The sequence below is a fragment of the Saprospira grandis genome, assembly GCF_027594745.1.
GTDB classification, from domain to species: Bacteria; Bacteroidota; Bacteroidia; order Chitinophagales; family Saprospiraceae; genus Saprospira; species Saprospira grandis.
In genome coordinates, this window is sequence record NZ_CP110854.1 from 3507400 (window position 1) to 3525292 (window position 17893).

Sequence of the window (17893 nt, forward strand, 5' to 3'; positions counted from 1 at the left end):
AGCTTGCAAGTATGAATGCTTTTTTTGTAATTAAGCTATTGAAAAATAGCTACTTGAGACTGCTTGTATTTTTGTGCCTACTGTTTTTTATCTCCTGTAGTAACCCTAAAACTATTTGCAAAAAAGACCTTGAAGGACTGAATGTATTGTTCGCTCATGATTTTAAGACTAGGTATTATGTCTTAGGCCCTGATACTTTGCTAACTTATTCTTGTATCTCTGCAGATGAAGAGGAGGCTATCTTAAAGAAGAAACTGCATGAATTTGACTTAGCTTTTCCCTTGACTAAAAGAGATACCTTAGATAATAAAAATATGGAGTGCAATTTCTTGTCATGGTGGGCGCAAGAAGAATTGCTGAAGCGAGATACAGTTTTCTCCTCCTTTGAAGATATTAAGCCCCTAAATTTAATCATAGGGAATTGTAAGCTAGGTGATTTGACAAAAGAAGAGCTGGCCGAGATCATTAAAAAAATAGATTTTCCTTTTGGTAAAATCATAAGTGAGAAGGACTCCCTTTGGGCCAAGATCGTTTCCAAGTATAAGCAGTTGCCTAGCAAAAGCGGTTATCAGCTGTTTGACGATGGCTATATGCATCATGAAATTTGTTTTAGGGGAACAAATGCATTGATTATATCTGATATTGAAGCCTCTAAAAATGAGCAAAATAAGTTGTATTTTTGCTATTACTCAAATAGCTTCTTTTTAGAAATCTTAGAAGGGCCCCTACCGCTAGAAATTTTTTATGAATATACAGTAGATTTGAAAGGGCCTAAAAAGGTACTGAAAAAAAGAATTTTAAATAAAGAAGTATTGATCACCCAATTCAAGTATTAACCTTAGCCCTGCTACTACTACAGCAGCAGATTCGTTTCTTGCGGTTTGTAGAAAAACCAAATTTAGGAAGCCATGCAGAATATAGAGGAATTCCTTTCTTGGATTAAAAAGTATAAATTCAAGGAATTGAAATTAGCCACAGATGCTATGGCCGGTTGGTACATAGAAGCCCAAAGCCCAGTATACCAGCTACCAAAAGTTCAAGAAGAATGCTATGAACAAAATCGTTGGCACTACTGTAAACAAGAGCATGAAGCTTGCTTAATAGGGTATTCTGTTTATCGGATTTCAGAACTAATAGACTCATTTTTAGCCACTTTAGATGAAGAGGTTTCTATCCCGCCTAGTTGTATAAAGGCTCTTCAGTCTTTGGATAATTGGTATGCTGCTCACTGTGATGGAGACTGGGAGGCGGCTTATGGTATTAGTCTAAGTTTATTGAACAATAGCGAATGCCTGCTTAGGGTAGATCTAGTTTCTACTCATTTAGAAGGCCTTGAAATTGTCCCCCCTAAGACTAAAGGGCTCGTCCTGACTCTGCATGAAAATCAACTCCAAATTCAGGCTCCCTTGCATCAGATAGATGAAGTTTTTAGTTATTTTTTAGATAAGGTATTAGGGGCAGCAGGGAGAAACAAATTTTTTAGTTATGAAATATTTGCCCCATTAAAGGCTTATCCAAAGGCCTATTTATCTTATGAGGCAGAGTTTCTCCCTAATGGCTATTTTAAAATTACCGCTCTACCAAATTTAGAGCAGTCAGATTTCCGCCTGGCTTATCATAAAGATTTAGACCTTTATTCGGACTATATTTCAGCAGTAGAACCTAGTATAGAATATCATTTAGGACAAGTTGTTAAAACTCGCCTGACCGAAACAAATTTTGGTCGCTCACAAATTATTGTAGAAAGTCTCTAAGTCCAATTTCTATCACTGTAAAGTAATACCATTTGATGTACCGATTACTTTTTACCATAGCTTTGACTGCCATTTTTTGGCAAAACTCATTTTCGCAGTACGCTTACTTAGACAGCAGTTTCCAGTTGATGTACCAAGATAGCTTTTGGGCTGATTTAAGTGCTTATCAGGATAGTATGAAGTGGAAAGCAGGCCTTTTACATAAAGGGGGAGAGGGCGAAATTTGCTTTTTTACCGAAACCTATCGGCTAGATGAGAAACTGCAAACTTGGCCTAGTCGCTCTTATTTTTGCTGGAAAGAAGGGGAGGGCGTTCAGCTTAAACAGAAACAGTATTTAATCAATGATAGCAGCCTAGTACTAGAGGATAATCAAGGCCTTAAACAAGAACTACAGTTTAAAGAAGAGTTACTGCCCCAAAAAACAAAGTTTGCTTCTTTCCCTAATGCAAGCATGCTCCTTTATCGAGAAGTGTTGAACCGAGGAGCCTTTAATAATAGTATGAATTATAGCCATATCGGCCTTGTAGATAATCCCTCTTTTAGTTATAAAGGAAATCTTTTTGAACTAAGGAATGGGACGCTTTATGCAGATAAACATCCATTTTTTTCTAAAACTGAGGATATTTATATCAGGGAGGCCTTTGCCAGTCCATCATATCTAGTCTGTGTATATTCTGGAGCTTTTGGCCAAATTGTACTAAATAGCTTCTCCGACAAAGCGAGCCTGTCTTTTTCTATAGATGCCCAACATGTTCAACTAAGTAGAGATGAAAGTAGCCTTTTTTTTCTGCGAAGAACAAAACAGACAGTCGGTTCCGCTAAGCATCCTATTTTTCAGATAATGCTTCTGGATATAGCATCTTCAGAGCTAAAGTCAGCCAAAAAATGCTTAGATGCCTTACAGCTAGACGCTTACCCTAGGTGAAATACAAGTCGAAAATTTTAAAAACCACAACAAATGAAGGCTCACCCCAAGTATAATCTTCTGCTAATATTTATAGTGGCACTCCTTGGCGCTTGCACAACAGCTCAACCAGAGAAAGAAACCACAACAGCCTATGATTTAAAACCTTATGAAGAGCCCAGCCATAGCCGATTTATAGAAAATGTTATTTCACTAGATACCCTTAGGACCTTAGTTGGCCTTGATAATCAAGCCGAAAAAATGCAGGAGCTTAAAAAGACTATTTTAGCGCAAGGGAGGCTAAATCAGTGGTATTACATAGAAAATGAAGATAGCTTGTACAATAACTTTTACCTTAATTATCTTGGTGATTTAATTAGTCTGCAAGAAGATACCCTCAGTTTTTTTTCAGAGATAACGATAAATTCAAGAACTAGACTAGTGGTCCGCATGTACTCAACTCTTGAAATATTTAAAAATAAAGAATATGTAGGCCGATATTCTTTTTATGGAATTGATATCGTACCAAAAGGTATAAAAAACAAATCTGTACTCCTCTATAGAAACTTTGAAGATTGTCCGAATAAAATGAGCTATATTGACTTTAGCTCAGGGATTCCTCAAGGAGATATTTTTATTCCATGTAGAGATAATGAAGGCGATTTTTTTTCTATAGAACAAGGTTTATAGGAGCTGCTTTCATTTATGTTTCTGGGGCCTCCGCTGCGGCTTCGCCTTGCGGCGCTACGTTCGGCAGCTCGCTGCTCGCTCGGCCCTGCGCAAAAAACAAGTTTTTGCTTGGTCTGCGGCTTTGCCGCACTGCCTACCATCGCTAGGCCGCTCAGCTGTCTTTTTTCTTTGGGCGGTTTTCTTCGGCGGTTGGGCAGTTTTGGCCCATGGGCTGAAGCCCATGGTTGTGGGGCTATGCAAACTGTCGGGCTAAAGCCCTTGTTTGCTATAAATGATAAAGCTGTTTATTACAACTCATTATGGGCTGATGGTTTCAACCATCGGCTCATTTTATTGCGCTTAGTATGGCCGCTTTGGTTGCTGTAGGTTTCAACCTACAGGTATATATATCCATCCTACAGGCGGCGAAGCCGCCGCAGGCCTAGGGGCCTGAAAGGGTGGCCGCAGGCCAGACCGAAGCCCGAAGGGCTGAAGGGCCGAGCAGACCTGCGAGCCCTGCAAGGGCCCGGCCGCCGCAGGCGGCAGGCCCCAAAAAAAACAGCCCCAAAACAAAAAATTGCCTTGGAGCTGCTGCCCTTACCCCCAAAATTATGGAGTTTGGGAAAGATGGTTTAGTTGGCAAGTTAGGCAACATCAAATACAACCATAAAATTGATATCACACAACATCCTAATTTGAATTTTAGCAATAAAGATTATATTGAGCCTGATCAATTGGTCATTTCAGCAATAGGCCGCCAAAAGCAAGCTAAAATGGTGGATGTGAAGACAGGCTATGAGGAAGGTAATATTGACCTAGACCAACTAGATAATTACCTCAAATTGATGAACAATCCCAAGTCCTTCTCTACCGACTTTGATGGGGCGGAAGAAATCTCTTTGGAGTATTTATTCCTGCCTGGAAAGAAGGCGGGCGATGCTAAAAAGGCGGCAAAGAATGCGAAGGCTGAGATTTTAAAATTCATAAAAGATACAATTACAGATAAAAAACAACGAGAAAAAATAATTCAGAATCTAGAAGTGAAATATATTGGGGAAGATGGGCTCTTAAAAACTTTATAATAGAAGCATATTATGGAATTAGGAATAGATTATATGGTAGAACCTTCAGTAGAAGTACTAACCAAAATATTAGAAAAACTCTATCATAATCCATTTATGACTAAATGGGAAAAGGTAGCATTCAGTAACCCTGCTTATCTAGTAGATACTATTTGTTATACCGAAAAAACACATCAAACAGGAGAATGGGAGGTTTTAGAGAATGCACCTGTTGTGGAAGATTTGGATGATATCAATTGGGCCAAAGAATATGATGTTCAACTTATCGCCAAAACAATTTATCAACCTAACTGGAGATCATCTTCCTTAGAGATGTATGGAGATAATCTGCGTATGGATATGATGGTTATCAATCACGATAATCGTATTAGCATTGACTTATACTTTAACGATGATTTTGCCAAAGATAAAATAGCAGCCATCTTAGACTATGCTTGGGAAATGTATCGAGTAGTGGAGGGGGATAATATGTTTATTGTGCATCATGATTTTAAGCGATTCTATCATTTTGCAACGAATGATATTATTCAACCTCCTAGTGGAATGAGTATTTTCTGGGCTACCGTAGAAAAAAAGTCTTCTTATCAGAAGTTTGTGGACAAATCAGCCCTACTCTCTATGCCAGCCTATAAGGTGAAGGAGTTGGAGAATGATTCGGTTTTTATTCAGTATTACGAAGACCCTTGGGAATATAATAGTCCTGAGGCGATTGAGTATCAGCGGCAATGCTCGGCACATATTATAGAGCATCTTAATTCGGATTGGGATGAGTGGAAGGCCTTGCTGCCTTCTTGAGGGGAATAGCTCGGCAGTGGTCGGGCTTTTTTTATTTATGAATAGTCTGCTTATCTTGAACAATCCTTCATTTTTCAAAAATGACTTAGAGAAAGTCTCTCTGGAGTATTTATTTCTGCCTGGAAAGAAGGGGGGTGATGCTAAAAAGGCAGCAAAGAATGCCAAAGAAAAGATACTGGAGTTTATTGAGAACAATATTACTGAGCAAAAACAGAAAGATCTCTTCATGGATAATTTGGAAGTAAAGTATGTCGATAAAGATGGACTTTTAAAAATTTTTTAATAGAATATCATGAAATTAGGATTAGATTATAAAGTAGAACCTTCAGTAGAAGTACTAACCAAAATATTAGAAAAACTCTATCATAATCCATTTATAGAGCAATGGGAAAAGGTGGCATTCAGTAATCCAGACTATAGTGTGGATACCATTTGTTATACAAAAAAAACACATCAAACAGGAGAATGGGAAGTTTTAGAGAATGCGCCTGTTGTGGAAGATTTGGATGATATCGATTGGGCCAAAGAGCATGATGTTCAACTCATCGCTAAATCAATTTATCTTCCTCAATGGGAGGCTTGTTCATTTAAGATGTATGGAGACTTTGGATATATTAGAATGATGGTAAACAATAAAAGTAAATTCATTCGGTTTGATTTATTTTTTGAGGATGATTTTGCCAAAGATAAAACAGCAGCCATCTTAGACTATGCTTGGGAGATGTATCGAGTTGTGGAGGGAGATAATATGTTTCTTATACATCATAATTTTAAGCGATTCTATCATTTTGCAACGAATGATATTATTGAACCTCCTAGTGGAATGAGTATTTTCTGGGCTACCGTAGAAAAAAAGTCTTCTTATCAGAAGTATGTGGACAAATCAGCCCTACTCTCTATGCCAGCCTATGAGGTGAAGGAGTTAGAGAATGATTCGGTTTTTATTCAATATTATGAAGACCCTTGGGAATATGATAGTCCAGAGGCGATTGAGTATCAGCGGCAATGCTCGGCGCATATTATAGAGCATCTTAATTCGGATTGGGATGAGTGGAAGGCCCTGCTGCCTTCTTGAGGGGAATAGCTCGGCGGTGGTCGGGCTTTTTTTATTTATGAATAGTCTGCTTATCTTGAACAATCCTTCATTTTTCAAAAATGACTTAGAGGAAGCGTCCAAAATCTCTCTGGAGTATTTATTTCTGCCTGGAAAGAAGGGTGGGGATCCTTCTAGTTTTTATTTTATAAGATAATCATTTTTTATAACTAGTAGTTGCTTGATTAGGGTAGCTTACAATAGGAGCTGCTTTCATTTATGTTTTTTGGGGCCTCCCGCCTTCGGCGGGCGCTACGTTTCGGGGCTCGCTGCTCGCTCGGCCCTGCGCGGGCTGCGCCCGCTGGGTCTGGCCTTCGGCCACCCCTGCACATCGCTAGGCCGCTCAGTTGTCTTTTTTCTTTGGGTGTTCTTCTTCGGCGGTTTGGGCCCCATGGGCTAAAGCCCATGGTTGTAGACTATGCAAACTGGCGGGCTAAAGCCCTTGTTTGCTATAAATGATAAAGCTGTTTATTACAACTCATTATGGGCCGATGGTTTCAACCATCGGCTCATTTTTATTGCGTTTAGTATGGCCTTTTTTGTTGCTGTGGGTTTCAACCCACAGGTATATTTATTTAGGGCCTTGGCCCTAGGGTTCCTATGAAATTTATGACTATAGATGTAGAATGGCGTTGTTGTATGGCTGTGGGTTTCAACCTACAGCCACAGCTAGCAGGCGGCGAAGCCGCCGCAAAGGAGCGAAGCGACTTGGCCTAGGGGCCTGCAAGGGTGGCCGCAGGCCAGACCGAAGCCCGAAGGGCTGAAGGGCCGAGCAGACCTGCGAGCCCTGCAAGGGCCCGGCCGCCGCAGGCGGCAGGCCCCAAAAAAAACAGCCCCAAAACAAAAAAATTGCTTTGGAGCTGTATCCTAAAATTCAATAAATGGAGCTTAGCTGCCAATGAGCATACCCGCAATAGTAGCCGTTAGAAAACAAGCAATTGTTCCCCCAATTAAGGCCTTAACGCCAAAGGTAGAAAGCTCTTTGCGGCGAGCCGGAGCAATAGCGCCAATTCCCCCAATCTGAATACCAATAGAGGCAAAGTTGGCAAAACCACAAAGGGCGTAAGTGACAATAATTTTAGATTTCTCACTGATAATATGCTCCACTTTGGGAATATCGGCATAGGCGACAAACTCATTCAGAATCGTCTTTTTACCCAACAACTGCCCAATAACTACCATATCCTCTGAAGGGGTGCCCAAAAGCCAGGCAATAGGAGAGAGCAAAAGCCCCAACATATACTCCAAATTGAAGCCCGTAAAACGGCCAGCCGTGCTTTTTTCAATGTACATATTAAGCGTGATGCCCTGTACATCAAAGGCTTTTCCAGCTACTTCTGGATTATTTTCCTCCATCAATAACCAATTGGCCGCCTCGGCATTCCAACGTAAAACGGTATTGGCTGGTAGGTCATTTCCGCCAAAAAACTGAAAGCTTCCGCTGTCTGCAGACCAAGCAATCAACTCGCCAACAGTGCCACTAACCATGCTGTTGAGCAAGGCCATGAGGGCCGTAAAAACAAGCAACATGGCCCCTACATTAACCGCCAAACGCAGACCGTCTGTGGTGCCCTTAAAAATAGCATCGAGTAGGTTGTCACCCACCTGCTCTCTAGGAATAGTAATCGTTCTGTTGATGTCTTCCGAGGTTTCTGGATAAAGCATTTTGGCCGCCAAAATAGCCGCCGGTGCCGACATGATCGAGGCCGTGAGCAAATGCGTGGCAAATTCCTGACGAGCCACCGGATCATCGCCGCCCAAAAAGCCAATATAAGCCGCAAGTACACCCCCGGCAATGGTCGACATCCCGCCAACCATTAAGCACATAAGCTCCGATTTCGACATTTTGTCCAAATAAGGCTTGATAATCAAAGGCGCCTCGGTTTGCCCAATGAACACATTAGCCGCAGCCGCCAAACTCTCGGCCCCCGTCAAGCGCATGACTTTGCTCATCCCCCAAGCCAAAACATAGATAATGGCCTGCAAAATGCCCAGATAATAGAGAATAGCCGAAAGGGCCGAGAAGAAAATAATAGTGGGCAATACCTTTACCGCAAAGATATAACCCACCGACTGTGTATCAAGCAAGCCCCCAAATACTAAGGCCGCTCCCTCATCCGTAAACTCAATGACCATCACAAAAAAACCAGAGAGAAAGTCGAAAATACTCCGAACTTCATCCACATACATAATGAGGGCCCCTAGTGTAATCTGAGAGACGAGAGCGACGCCCACTAGCCGCCAATCAATCGCTTTGCGGTTGTTGGATGCCAAAAATAGAATGAGTAATAAGACCGAAATCCCCAAAAGGCCTCTTAAAATATCCATGTTGCTTTGACTCTAAAAGAGGGAAATCCCTCCTGTGAATGTAAATAAAATGTAAAAGCCTCTAATTTATTATTATTCAATAAATTAGAGGCAATTTAATTAGTCCCCTAATCAACTAGTTAACATTGGCTTAACCCTTTGTTAAAAGTTGTTCGGAAAATAGGAAACTATCATAAAAGCAACAAAAAAACAGCTGTAAAACAATGCGCCTTTAAGCTTTTTGCAAGCGGTCCAAAATTCGACTGCTGGCAAAAACAGCCTCTTGCTGGCGTATGGATTCCTGATGAATGGCCTGAATTAACAAACTGATGAATTCTTGGGCCAGTTGCAAATCCTGCGCCTGCCCACAACGATCTTTGTAAATCTCGGCCCAACGCTCCAATTGCAAAATGCTAATTTGCTTCTCATATTTGTATTCCCCAATCTGCCGAACAAGCTGCATCCGCCTAGCCAAAACCTTCAATAACTGATGGTCCAAATAATCAATTTCTTTGCGCAGTTCGTTCAAATGGCAAAGGAAATCAGGATCAGAAGATGCCGCTCGCAAGGGCTCTAAGTTCCCTAAAAGTTCCTCCAAATCTGCCGCATTAACTTGCTGGGCCGCATCACTCCAAGCTTGCTCGGGCTGGCAGTGACTCTCAATCATCAAGCCATCAAAGTTCAAATAAAGGGCCTGCTGGGCCAATTCGCCCAGTAATTCTCGCTTGCCCGCAATATGACTAGGGTCCCCAATCAATTCCAAATTGGGCCACTGCCGCTTCAACTCAATCGGCAATTCCCAAATGGGCGCATTGCGGTAACGCTGCTCCCCATAAACCGAAAATCCCCGATGAATAGCCGCTATTTTTCGAATCCCCTGCTGGTAAAAACGCTCAATCGCTCCCATCCAAAGCTTTAAATCTGGATTGATCGGATTTTTGACCATCACCGGCACATCTTTGCCCGCCAAGGCCTCGGCCAAGGCTTGCACGGCAAAAGGATTGACGCTGGTCCGCGCCCCAATCCATAAAATATCTATCCCAGCCGCCAAGGCCAATTCTACATGCTCCGGCTGCGCCACTTCCACACAAATCGGCAATCCCGTCAATTCCTTGGCCTTTTGCAACCAGACTAAACCCTCTTTTCCCACCCCCTCAAAGGAGTTGGGCCGCGTTCTAGGCTTCCAAATTCCCGCCCGCAAAATATGTACCTGCCCAGTTTGCGCCAGCTCCAAACAACTGCGCAATAACTGCTCTTCGGTCTCGGCACTACAAGGGCCCGATATCAAAATCGGCTGCTCTTCCGCAATCGCCTCCAATCCAATTCCCCAATCTCTTATCTGTATAAAATCCATAGTTCTCAGTTTAAAATCCGCTGCTTTTCTTCTTTAACGTTCTGCTCAGCTGCAAGTTTCAATTTTTATTGAAAGTAGTGAAACTTTAAATTTTTTTCCCCTTTCTCCAAGCTTTTTCCAATTTTTTTAAGGATTTTTAGGGGCTGCCCCTTCCTGCGGTCGGGTCGGGCTGTCTCGCAGCTCGCTGATCGCTCGGCCCTGCAGCGCTTCGCGCTTTGGTCTGGCCTGCGGCCACTGCTGCCCATCCCTCAGCCGCGTCGCTTCGCTCCTTTGCGGCGGCTTCGCCGCCTGTAGGAAGCCCACAAAACTAGAAAAAAGAAACCGATAATGATTGCTAAAATAGAACATCCCGAAAAAGGATCGCTAAAGATAGATTTTCAGTTTTTTTACGATTTGGCCCGCCCACTTTCGGCCTCAGCCCAAAATCCCCGCGCCTGGCATTGTGGCTGGCCCGAAATGGAGCCGGTTAGGGCCGGTAGTTTTGTGGGCTCGGTCAAAATGGGCAGCTCGGTCAATTTTTTTAATGTCTCTTTTAATCCCCACGGCCATGGCACCCATACCGAATGCCTGGGCCACATTTCGGCAGAACAGCACAGCCTCCGAACTTGTTTAACTAATTTTAATGGCTGGGCCCGCCTGCATTCTTTTTTGCCCAATCCCAAAAATGGCCAATGGCAAATTACTGCCGACCAACTAGTCCCCAAACTGGAAAATTGGCCCAGCAATACCGCCCTCATTATCCGTACCCTCCCCAATGAGGAAGAAAAAATTAGCCGAAATTATTCAGGTAGCCATCCCGTCTTTATCGAAGAGGAGGCTATGCTGCTTATCCGCCAAGCCAATATTCCTCACCTCCTCATTGATACCCCCTCTGTAGATCCAGAAGAGGATGGAGGCGCCCTTTTGGCCCATAAAGCCTTCTGGAATTATCCCGATGCACCCCGCTTTGGGGCCAGCATCACCGAGTTAATCTATGTGCCCAATGCCGCCCCCGATGGCGATTATTGGCTGCAACTGGGGGTGCCCGCCTTCGAGCTAGATGCCGCCCCCTCTCGCCCCCTTATTTATCCCGTCTTGAACGAGGACCAATAAAAAAATGGCTGTCGATTTTTCGACAGCCATTTTTACTTATTCTCGGACAATTTCCGCATCTCGCAGCAAATAGGCCATTTTTAAGAAGTCAAATTCATTCAGTTCTAAGCGCCCCCGAATTTTAACCTTGCCCTGACTGTAAGGAATAGGCGATTTTGGATAAACCTCCATCACAGATTCTGGTCCAGCCCCCTTGCAAAAGAAACAACTGGCGGTGGGAAAGGCCGAAAGCATAAACATCGTCCCATCATCTCCAGGGCCCATAGCTTGGGCCACAATATCATGCGGAATAATAAAGCCCTCTATTTCTATAATCTGTTGGTCATAGGCCCGAATGGCTTTGGTAAACAGCGGTTGCATAATCACTTCTTCCAAACTTTGGTCCAGCCCCAAATCAAAATCTAGTTCCAGAAAAATATCCCAAAGTCCACCCGCCGATTGCTGGGCCGCTCCACCTTGAATCTCAAACATATTTTCAGGCTCTTCAAAAGCGGAAAAATCATCCTCTTCATAGCCATCGGCATACATCACAATACTGCCATCATCTTGGCGCTCTGCCTCCAAGTCGGTTTTGCGCAAGCTGGGCCGCCGAGGATCTACATAATCGGCATCTCGCTTTTTTTCTCCTCCTCGATTTTCATTGAGCTGTTGACTAACGGTCGTTTCGGCTAGAGGGGCCGTTTCTTGGGCCATGCCCAAAAAATCAGGTCGAATAAAGAGGATGCTAAGGCCTACCGTAAGCAGGCCCGTAGCGGTCCAAAGTATTGTTTTTGACATATTGCTTTTTTTTATGCGTTCAAATCAATGATTGGGCGCAAAGCGAACTTTAGTCGAGCTCATCGACTTTGCTAGCGCTCAGTTCCTGCCCATTGAGGAAGGTTTGCACATCCATGCGTTTGCGTTTTTCGGCTTGCAGCTCTAAAATATCGAGCCAAGCGCCTTGGGCGGCAATCCGCAAAAACTTCTTGCCATCGGTCCAGATGCTGCCAGGGCTAGCATTTTGTTCTGCAAAGATGATTTGACTGCGGTAAATCTTAAGTTTTTTGCCCCCCACTTTGGTCCATGCAACAGGGTAGGGGCTAAGGCCACGAATAAAGTCAAAGACTTTTTGGGGCCCTTGCTGAAAGTTAATCTGGCAATCTTGATGAAAGATTTTGGGCGCATGACAAACTTCTGTCTCTGCCTGCGGCTGCGTTTGATAATCGCCAGTTTTGAGGAGGCGGACCGAGCGCAGCACCAAATCGCCCCCAGCAATCATTAGGCGGTCGTGTAGCTCGCCTACGGTTTCGGCTGGACCAATAGGGGTCTTATATTGTAACAACAGTTCTCCAGTATCAATTTCATGTTGGAGCAAAAAGGTAGTCAGACCCGTTTCTTTTTCTCCGTTAATCACGGCCCAGTTGAGGGGGGCGGCCCCTCTGTATTTGGGCAAAAGAGAACCATGTAGGTTCATACTTCCCAATTTAGGCATATCCCAAACCATTTTGGGCAACATCTTAAAGGCGACCACTACTTGTAGGTCCGCCTTATAGCTGCGGAGCTCCTCCAGAAAGTCGGGATTTCTGAATTTTTCGGGTTGTAGGACGGGAATATTTTGGCTTTGGGCGTATTTCTTCACCGCCGATTGCAGCAGGGTTTTATTGCCTCTGCCGCCCCATTTATCGGTGCTCGTCACAACGGCAACTACCTCCAAATCGGGGGCTTCAACTAAGGCTTGTAGGCTAGGAACTGCAAAATCGGGGGTGCCCATGAATATAATGCGCATAAACTAAAGAATCAAATTGAAGAATTAGAGAATAGGGGGCGGCTGCTCTCCTTTAATCAAGGATGGCGGAGAAGTTAATTTCATGAGGGTTTGAACCCTCATGTTATAGCTCATTGCGAAGCAATACCGCTTTTGCTGTAGGTTTCCACCTACAGCCTCGGCCTAGCGATGTGCAGGGGGGGCGCGAAGCGCCAGACCAAAGCCGCCAAGGGCGGCTGCAGGGCCGAGCAGACCTGCGAGCCCCGAAACGTAGCGCCGCAAGGCGAAGCCGCAGCGGAGGCCCCAAAACAACAGCGAGCTGTGGAACGACAACAAAACCTTTAGGTTGCAGTTCGACGACCATAGGGAGTAAACGTAGCGCCCGCCGAAGGCGGGAGGCCCCAAAAATCAACCTAAAGGGCTAAACCGCCAATATTTTTAAGCTGCTGAATGGCTTTTTTAGGATCTGGCGCTTTGAAAACGGCGCTGCCCGCCACCAATACATCGGCCCCAGCTTGCAAGAGAACCTGGGCATTTTGCATGCCTACGCCGCCATCTACCTCGATTAGGGTGGGCAGGTTGCGGATCGTAATTTCCTCCTTGAGTTTTTTGATTTTCTCGATGCTGTGGTAGATAAACTTTTGGCCGCCAAAACCCGGATTAACCGACATAATAATGACCAAATCAATTTCTTCTAGTACGGGAAAAAGGGCCTCGACGGGCGTATGTGGATTGATGGCCACCCCAGCTTTGGCGCCAGTAGCCTTAATCTGCTGAAGGTTGCGATGAAGATGAGGACAGGCCTCATAATGCACTGAAATCCAATCGGCTCCAGCCTTTTGGAAGGCCTCCACATAGCGCTCGGGCTCCAACATCATCAGGTGTACATCCAAGGTTTTATCCGTTAGGCGGTTGATGGCCTCGACCAAGGGCATGCCGAAAGTGAGGTTGGGAACAAAGCGACCATCCATGACATCCAGATGGATCCAATCGGCTACAGACTCGTTGAGCAGGGCAATTTCTTCGGGCAGGCGAGCAAAGTCGCAAGCCAAAACAGAGGGGGCGATAAGGTGTTTCATGCGTAAAATTCCTAATTTAGGTCTAAGAATGGGGCAAAGGTACGGCTTTTTAAAACAAGATTGGGCCCGCCCTGTTTTTTGATTTTATTTTAATGTAATCAACACAACCACAAATGGAATATCGCAGATTAGGAAAATCGGGTTTGCAAGTTAGTGCACTCTCTTTGGGCTCATGGCTTACTTTTGGGAACCAAATTGGGGATGATGTCGCCGAAGAGTTGATGAAAATGGCCTATGAACAGGGCGTCAACTTTTTTGATAATGCCGAAATTTACGCCAATGGGCAATCGGAGATTGTGATGGGCAATATTTTGAAGAAAATGGGCTGGCGCCGCTCTTCCTATTTGGTCTCTAGCAAAGCCTTTTTTGGCGATGGCAACAAATTGCCCAATGAAAGAGGCCTAAGCCGCAAGCATTTGGTAGAAGCCTGTGAGGCCGCCCTGAAGCGCTTGCAGGTTGATTATTTGGACCTCTTTTACTGCCATCGTCCAGATAAAGAAACGCCCATTGAAGAGACCGTTTTGGCCATGAATACGCTGATCCAACAGGGCAAAATTTTGTATTGGGGAACCTCAGAATGGTCGGCCCAAGAAATCATGGAAGCCCATATGGTGGCCAAAGATTATCGCCTGATTGGCCCAACTATGGAGCAGCCACAATACAATATGTTTCATAGAGAAAAAGTGGAGGTAGAATATGCCCAAATTTATAAAACAGTGGGGCTGGGCACCACCATTTGGTCGCCTTTGGCCTCTGGCGTTTTGACCGATAAATACCTCAAGGAGTTTCCCGATAATACCCGCCTGAGCTTGCAGGGCATGGAGTGGCTCAAGGAGCGCTCACTAACGCCCGAACGCTTGGATAAGGTGCGTGAACTCCAAAAACTAGCCGATCAATTAGGGACCTCTGTGGCCAAATTGGCCGTGGCCTGGTGCGCCAAGAACCCCAATGTGAGTACCGTTATTTTAGGGGCTTCTAAGCCACATCATTTAGCCGAAACCTTGACCGCCTTGGAGCTTTTGCCTCAATTTACCGAAGACCTAAACAGCCAAATTGAAGCGATCTTAGGCAATCAACCTGAGTTTCCTATGTTCTAAAATCTAGCTGATTTGGGGCTGCCCCTCGCTGCGCTCGGGTCGGGCTATGCGGCAGCTCGCTATTCGCTCGGCCCTTCAGCGCTGCGCGCTTCGGTCTGGCCTGCGGCCACTGCCTACTATCCCTCAGCCTGCGGGGGCGAAGCCCCCTGCTAAACCTAAAAAACTAGATTAGGCCCTCCTTTTTGCGGGAGTTCATTATCTTTGCGATCATTCTAGGAAATAAATACTACAATATATGTCATCATTCAGTCAGTCAGCCAACAAAATCTTTGATGAGGTGGTCGCTTTTTACCATGTTTTGGACCAAGTGGACCAAGAAGGAAAAAACCCCTATGCTACCGATACTATCGACTATTTACTCTACCAAAAAAACTGGATCGATAGCGTTCAGTGGCATGTAGAGGACCTTATTCGCGAGCCTGAAATTGAGCCCAGTTTGGCCCTGAGCTACAAACGCCGTATCGATGCCCTTAATCAAGAGCGCACCGATACCGTAGAACGCATTGATGATTATTTCTTGGCCAAATTTGCAGCGGTGCCCGCCAAAAGCAATCGCCTAAATACCGAAAGTCCCGCTTGGGCCATCGATCGCCTGTCTATTTTGGCCCTAAAAATCTACCACATGGCTATCGAAGCCGAGCGAGTAGATACGCCTATAGACCAGCAAGCTCGCTGTAAGCAAAAATTAGCCATCCTGCTCGAACAAAGAGAAGATCTCTCTACCGCTATCGATCAGCTATTAGAAGAATTGGCCCAAGGCGAAAAACAAATGAAGGTCTACCGCCAAATGAAAATGTATAACGATCCACAGCTCAACCCTGTGCTCTACCAGAAAAAGGCCTAATTTTGAAAGAAATTTTGCTCCTGCGCTTCTCGGCTATGGGAGATGTGGCCATGTTGCAACCCGTTTTGCGACAAGCCCTGGCCCAATATCCCGATTTGCGCTTTCGGCTATTGTCTAGACCCGCCTTTGCCCCCTTTTTTGCTCCCATCGATCGCCTAGAGTTTGTCGGCATTGATCTGGAGAAAGATTATCAGGGCTTGGGCGGGATTTGGCGCTTGTCTAAAGAATTGCAAAAAGGACCCAAACCGCTAGCCATTGCCGATATGCACAATGTGTTGCGCACACAGGTCCTTGGCCCACTGCTCTCTTGGTCTTGGGGCATTCCCTTGGCCAAAATGCAGAAGGAAAGAGGGGCCAAAAAACAATTAGCAGCACCCAAAGCCCATAAAAATATTCAGTATTTGCGCTCGCATCATCTGCGCTATGCCGATGTCTTGGCGAAATTGGGTTTTCCCATCGATTTATCAGCCAAGCTCGCTCCCCCCATTTTTGAGGGAAGCACCGCTTTGGCCCCTTTTTTAACCCCCCAAGGACCCAAATTGGGGGTGGCGCCCAAGGCCCGCTATGCTGGTAAAACTTATCCTTTAGACCTTATGCAGCAAAGTCTAGAAGCTTTGCTGGCCGCCTGCCCAAATTTGCAAATCTATTTGTTTGGTGGACCTTCAGAAGGGCAGGAGTTTAGCCAATGGCCTATTGCCCAATCTAAACAGTTGCATATTGTCGCTGGCCAACTTCCCCTCTCCGATGAATTAGCCCTCATGAGCCAATTAACGGCCTTTTTGGCCATGGATTCTTCCAATATGCATATGGCCGCCTTTTTCGAAAAGCCCATTGTTTCCCTTTGGGGCGCTAGCCATCCCGCTTTTGGTTTTTACCCCTGGCGCCAACCCTTGGCGCATGCCCTTCTACCTGATTATGAGCAGTTTCCTATGCTGCCCAGCTCCAGAAATGGCAGCAAAATGTTTAAGGGCTATGAAAATGCTATGGCCAGCATTTCTCCCCAACAAATTGTCGATAAATTACTGCCGCTTTTGCAGGCATAAAAAAAACCTAATCGCTTCTTGCGATTAGGTTTTTTTCTTAGGGGTAAAATCAAGGAAAACAACTTATTTTTCGGCGCCAATGAGCTCTTCTAGCGGCAAATGGTCGTCTAGCGTTTTGCCATAATAGGCCTGCAAAATATTGCCTTTATGGTCCAAAACAAAGTCGGCGGGAATCAAAGCATCGGGCTTTTCTCCTTTGGCCATATAACTTCTAAAGTCTTTTTTATAGCTCTTTTTGCCCTTTTCAATATGGGCCAAGGTTTTTTCATCTTGCATGGCCGCCTTCAATTTATCGGGGTTGCGTTCTATCTTATAAGAGCGGTACAATTCTCCAGAGGGGTCGGCCACTACTTTAAAGGGCAGTTCGTGGTCTTCTACATAGCGAATGAGCTGCTCCTGAGGCGATTCATAAACGACGACCACCTCATAATTAGCGGCTTTGAGCTCTTCGTAGCGCTCCATCAATTCATGCGAACGAAGGTTGCAAACGGGGCACCAAGCGTGACGCATAAAAACCAACAGAACACGCTCTTGCTCTTTGAGCAATTTGCGCAATTTTAGCTTTTCGCCTCTTACTTCAGTGGTGTTGAAAAGGGGAGCTTCATCACCAGAATGTAGTCGGTCTGAAAGGGGAGCTTGTTGAGCAAAAAGAAAAAATCCAGTTAGCATTAAAATTAGGTTGTTCATTACTTGTTCTTATCAATTAAAGATTTATGAAAGATTATATTAGTGTCTTCAATAATAATGGAATGGGCTATTTAATTGTTTGTTAACTCATTACTAAGGTGGTCTGAAATTTACTGTTCTATAGATACCAAAGTCACAGGAGGGTCACATTTTTTAGTGATTTTTTTGGGGCTGCCCCTTCCGCCGGCTTGAAAGCCAGCGCAAAGCGGTATCGCTTTGCGAACTTATACAAAATGAGGGTTAAAACCCTCATGAGTTCTTGGGCGGGTCGGGCTGTTCGGGGGCTCGCTGCTCGCTCGGCCCATCGCTTTTTTTCGCTTTGCTCAAAAAAGCTCGGTCTGGCCTTGG

The 17893-nt window shown here is 44.7% G+C and carries 19 protein-coding genes; 12 read left to right on the plus strand and 7 right to left on the minus strand.

All coding sequences use genetic code 11. The features are described 5' to 3' along the window. Positions 1-11: 11 nt before the first annotated feature. The 8 genes from OP864_RS13820 to OP864_RS13855 all read left to right on the plus strand — a co-directional run bounded on the left by OP864_RS13820 (position 12) and on the right by OP864_RS13855 (position 6280). A complete protein-coding gene (locus OP864_RS13820) occupies positions 12-836 on the plus strand; it encodes a hypothetical protein (protein ID WP_270098743.1) in 825 nt (274 codons plus the stop codon). 72 nt (positions 837-908) lie between these two features. Further along, positions 909-1754, plus strand: coding sequence for an Imm53 family immunity protein (locus OP864_RS13825; protein ID WP_270098744.1), 846 nt, complete (start codon positions 909-911; stop codon positions 1752-1754). 35 nt (positions 1755-1789) lie between these two features. Then, the gene (locus OP864_RS13830; protein ID WP_270098745.1) at positions 1790-2680 is read left to right on the plus strand and encodes a hypothetical protein; all 891 of its coding nucleotides are present in this window, start codon (positions 1790-1792) and stop codon (positions 2678-2680) included. A gap of 33 nt (positions 2681-2713) precedes the next feature. Then, the gene (locus tag OP864_RS13835) at positions 2714-3349 is read left to right on the plus strand and encodes a hypothetical protein (RefSeq protein WP_270098746.1); all 636 of its coding nucleotides are present in this window, start codon (positions 2714-2716) and stop codon (positions 3347-3349) included. Positions 3350-3939: 590 nt separating this feature from the next. After that, the gene (locus tag OP864_RS13840; RefSeq protein ID WP_270098747.1) at positions 3940-4410 is read left to right on the plus strand and encodes a hypothetical protein; all 471 of its coding nucleotides are present in this window, start codon (positions 3940-3942) and stop codon (positions 4408-4410) included. A gap of 12 nt (positions 4411-4422) precedes the next feature. Then, a complete protein-coding gene (locus OP864_RS13845; protein WP_270098748.1) occupies positions 4423-5205 on the plus strand; it encodes a hypothetical protein in 783 nt (260 codons plus the stop codon). Next, positions 5177-5488, plus strand: coding sequence for a hypothetical protein (locus OP864_RS13850; RefSeq protein WP_270098749.1), 312 nt, complete (start codon positions 5177-5179; stop codon positions 5486-5488). The genes OP864_RS13845 and OP864_RS13850 overlap by 29 nt, the downstream gene beginning before the upstream one ends. Before the next feature lie 9 nt (positions 5489-5497). Beyond that, positions 5498-6280, plus strand: coding sequence for a hypothetical protein (locus OP864_RS13855; RefSeq protein ID WP_270098750.1), 783 nt, complete (start codon positions 5498-5500; stop codon positions 6278-6280). A gap of 670 nt (positions 6281-6950) precedes the next feature. Here the strand turns inward: OP864_RS13855 and OP864_RS17005 are convergent. The 3 genes from OP864_RS17005 to OP864_RS13865 all read right to left on the minus strand — a co-directional run bounded on the left by OP864_RS17005 (position 6951) and on the right by OP864_RS13865 (position 9959). After that, positions 6951-7142, minus strand: a complete 192-nt coding sequence (locus tag OP864_RS17005; RefSeq protein WP_432423424.1) for a hypothetical protein — start codon at positions 7140-7142, stop codon at positions 6951-6953. Between the two features lie 44 nt (positions 7143-7186). Beyond that, a complete protein-coding gene (locus OP864_RS13860; protein WP_270098751.1) occupies positions 7187-8626 on the minus strand; it encodes a NupC/NupG family nucleoside CNT transporter in 1440 nt (479 codons plus the stop codon). Positions 8627-8837: 211 nt separating this feature from the next. After that, on the minus strand, positions 8838-9959 hold the full coding sequence (locus tag OP864_RS13865; RefSeq protein WP_270098752.1) for a chorismate mutase: 1122 nt from the start codon (positions 9957-9959) through the stop codon (positions 8838-8840). 327 nt (positions 9960-10286) lie between these two features. Here OP864_RS13865 and OP864_RS13870 point away from each other — a divergent pair, with 327 nt between their 5' ends. Continuing rightward, the gene (locus tag OP864_RS13870) at positions 10287-11051 is read left to right on the plus strand and encodes a cyclase family protein (RefSeq protein ID WP_270098753.1); all 765 of its coding nucleotides are present in this window, start codon (positions 10287-10289) and stop codon (positions 11049-11051) included. A gap of 36 nt (positions 11052-11087) precedes the next feature. Here the strand turns inward: OP864_RS13870 and OP864_RS13875 are convergent, their stop codons facing one another. From OP864_RS13875 to rpe, 3 genes are all read right to left on the minus strand, one after another. After that, entirely contained in the window at positions 11088-11828 is a 741-nt protein-coding gene (locus OP864_RS13875; protein WP_270098754.1) for a hypothetical protein, read from the minus strand. Positions 11829-11877: 49 nt separating this feature from the next. After that, a complete protein-coding gene (fmt, locus tag OP864_RS13880; RefSeq protein ID WP_270098755.1) occupies positions 11878-12816 on the minus strand; it encodes a methionyl-tRNA formyltransferase in 939 nt (312 codons plus the stop codon). A gap of 392 nt (positions 12817-13208) precedes the next feature. Further along, positions 13209-13874, minus strand: a complete 666-nt coding sequence (gene rpe, locus OP864_RS13885) for a ribulose-phosphate 3-epimerase (protein WP_270098756.1) — start codon at positions 13872-13874, stop codon at positions 13209-13211. Between the two features lie 113 nt (positions 13875-13987). Between rpe and OP864_RS13890 the strand changes: the two genes are divergently transcribed. The 3 genes from OP864_RS13890 to OP864_RS13900 all read left to right on the plus strand — a co-directional run bounded on the left by OP864_RS13890 (position 13988) and on the right by OP864_RS13900 (position 16858). Then, the gene (locus OP864_RS13890; protein WP_270098757.1) at positions 13988-14971 is read left to right on the plus strand and encodes a potassium channel beta subunit family protein; all 984 of its coding nucleotides are present in this window, start codon (positions 13988-13990) and stop codon (positions 14969-14971) included. A gap of 235 nt (positions 14972-15206) precedes the next feature. Beyond that, the gene (locus OP864_RS13895; RefSeq protein WP_015693797.1) at positions 15207-15815 is read left to right on the plus strand and encodes a DUF4254 domain-containing protein; all 609 of its coding nucleotides are present in this window, start codon (positions 15207-15209) and stop codon (positions 15813-15815) included. A 2-nt stretch (positions 15816-15817) separates the two neighbouring features. Beyond that, entirely contained in the window at positions 15818-16858 is a 1041-nt protein-coding gene (locus tag OP864_RS13900) for a glycosyltransferase family 9 protein (RefSeq protein WP_270098758.1), read from the plus strand. A gap of 63 nt (positions 16859-16921) precedes the next feature. Here the strand turns inward: OP864_RS13900 and OP864_RS13905 are convergent, their stop codons facing one another. Further along, entirely contained in the window at positions 16922-17545 is a 624-nt protein-coding gene (locus OP864_RS13905) for a redoxin domain-containing protein (RefSeq protein WP_270098759.1), read from the minus strand. Between the last annotated feature and the right edge of the window lie 348 nt (positions 17546-17893).

Coding starts and splice junctions, on each gene's coding strand:
- OP864_RS13820 (WP_270098743.1), top strand. CDS start 12: ATGAATGCTTTTTTTGTAATTAAGCTATTGAAAAATAGCTACTTGAGA.
- OP864_RS13825 (WP_270098744.1), top strand. CDS start 909: ATGCAGAATATAGAGGAATTCCTTTCTTGGATTAAAAAGTATAAATTC.
- OP864_RS13830 (WP_270098745.1), top strand. CDS start 1,790: ATGTACCGATTACTTTTTACCATAGCTTTGACTGCCATTTTTTGGCAA.
- OP864_RS13835 (WP_270098746.1), top strand. CDS start 2,714: ATGAAGGCTCACCCCAAGTATAATCTTCTGCTAATATTTATAGTGGCA.
- OP864_RS13840 (WP_270098747.1), top strand. CDS start 3,940: ATGGAGTTTGGGAAAGATGGTTTAGTTGGCAAGTTAGGCAACATCAAA.
- OP864_RS13845 (WP_270098748.1), top strand. CDS start 4,423: ATGGAATTAGGAATAGATTATATGGTAGAACCTTCAGTAGAAGTACTA.
- OP864_RS13850 (WP_270098749.1), top strand. CDS start 5,177: ATGAGTGGAAGGCCTTGCTGCCTTCTTGAGGGGAATAGCTCGGCAGTG.
- OP864_RS13855 (WP_270098750.1), top strand. CDS start 5,498: ATGAAATTAGGATTAGATTATAAAGTAGAACCTTCAGTAGAAGTACTA.
- OP864_RS13860 (WP_270098751.1), bottom strand. CDS start 8,626: ATGGATATTTTAAGAGGCCTTTTGGGGATTTCGGTCTTATTACTCATT.
- OP864_RS13865 (WP_270098752.1), bottom strand. CDS start 9,959: ATGGATTTTATACAGATAAGAGATTGGGGAATTGGATTGGAGGCGATT.
- OP864_RS13870 (WP_270098753.1), top strand. CDS start 10,287: ATGATTGCTAAAATAGAACATCCCGAAAAAGGATCGCTAAAGATAGAT.
- OP864_RS13875 (WP_270098754.1), bottom strand. CDS start 11,828: ATGTCAAAAACAATACTTTGGACCGCTACGGGCCTGCTTACGGTAGGC.
- fmt (WP_270098755.1), bottom strand. CDS start 12,816: ATGCGCATTATATTCATGGGCACCCCCGATTTTGCAGTTCCTAGCCTA.
- rpe (WP_270098756.1), bottom strand. CDS start 13,874: ATGAAACACCTTATCGCCCCCTCTGTTTTGGCTTGCGACTTTGCTCGC.
- OP864_RS13890 (WP_270098757.1), top strand. CDS start 13,988: ATGGAATATCGCAGATTAGGAAAATCGGGTTTGCAAGTTAGTGCACTC.
- OP864_RS13895 (WP_015693797.1), top strand. CDS start 15,207: ATGTCATCATTCAGTCAGTCAGCCAACAAAATCTTTGATGAGGTGGTC.
- OP864_RS13905 (WP_270098759.1), bottom strand. CDS start 17,545: ATGAACAACCTAATTTTAATGCTAACTGGATTTTTTCTTTTTGCTCAA.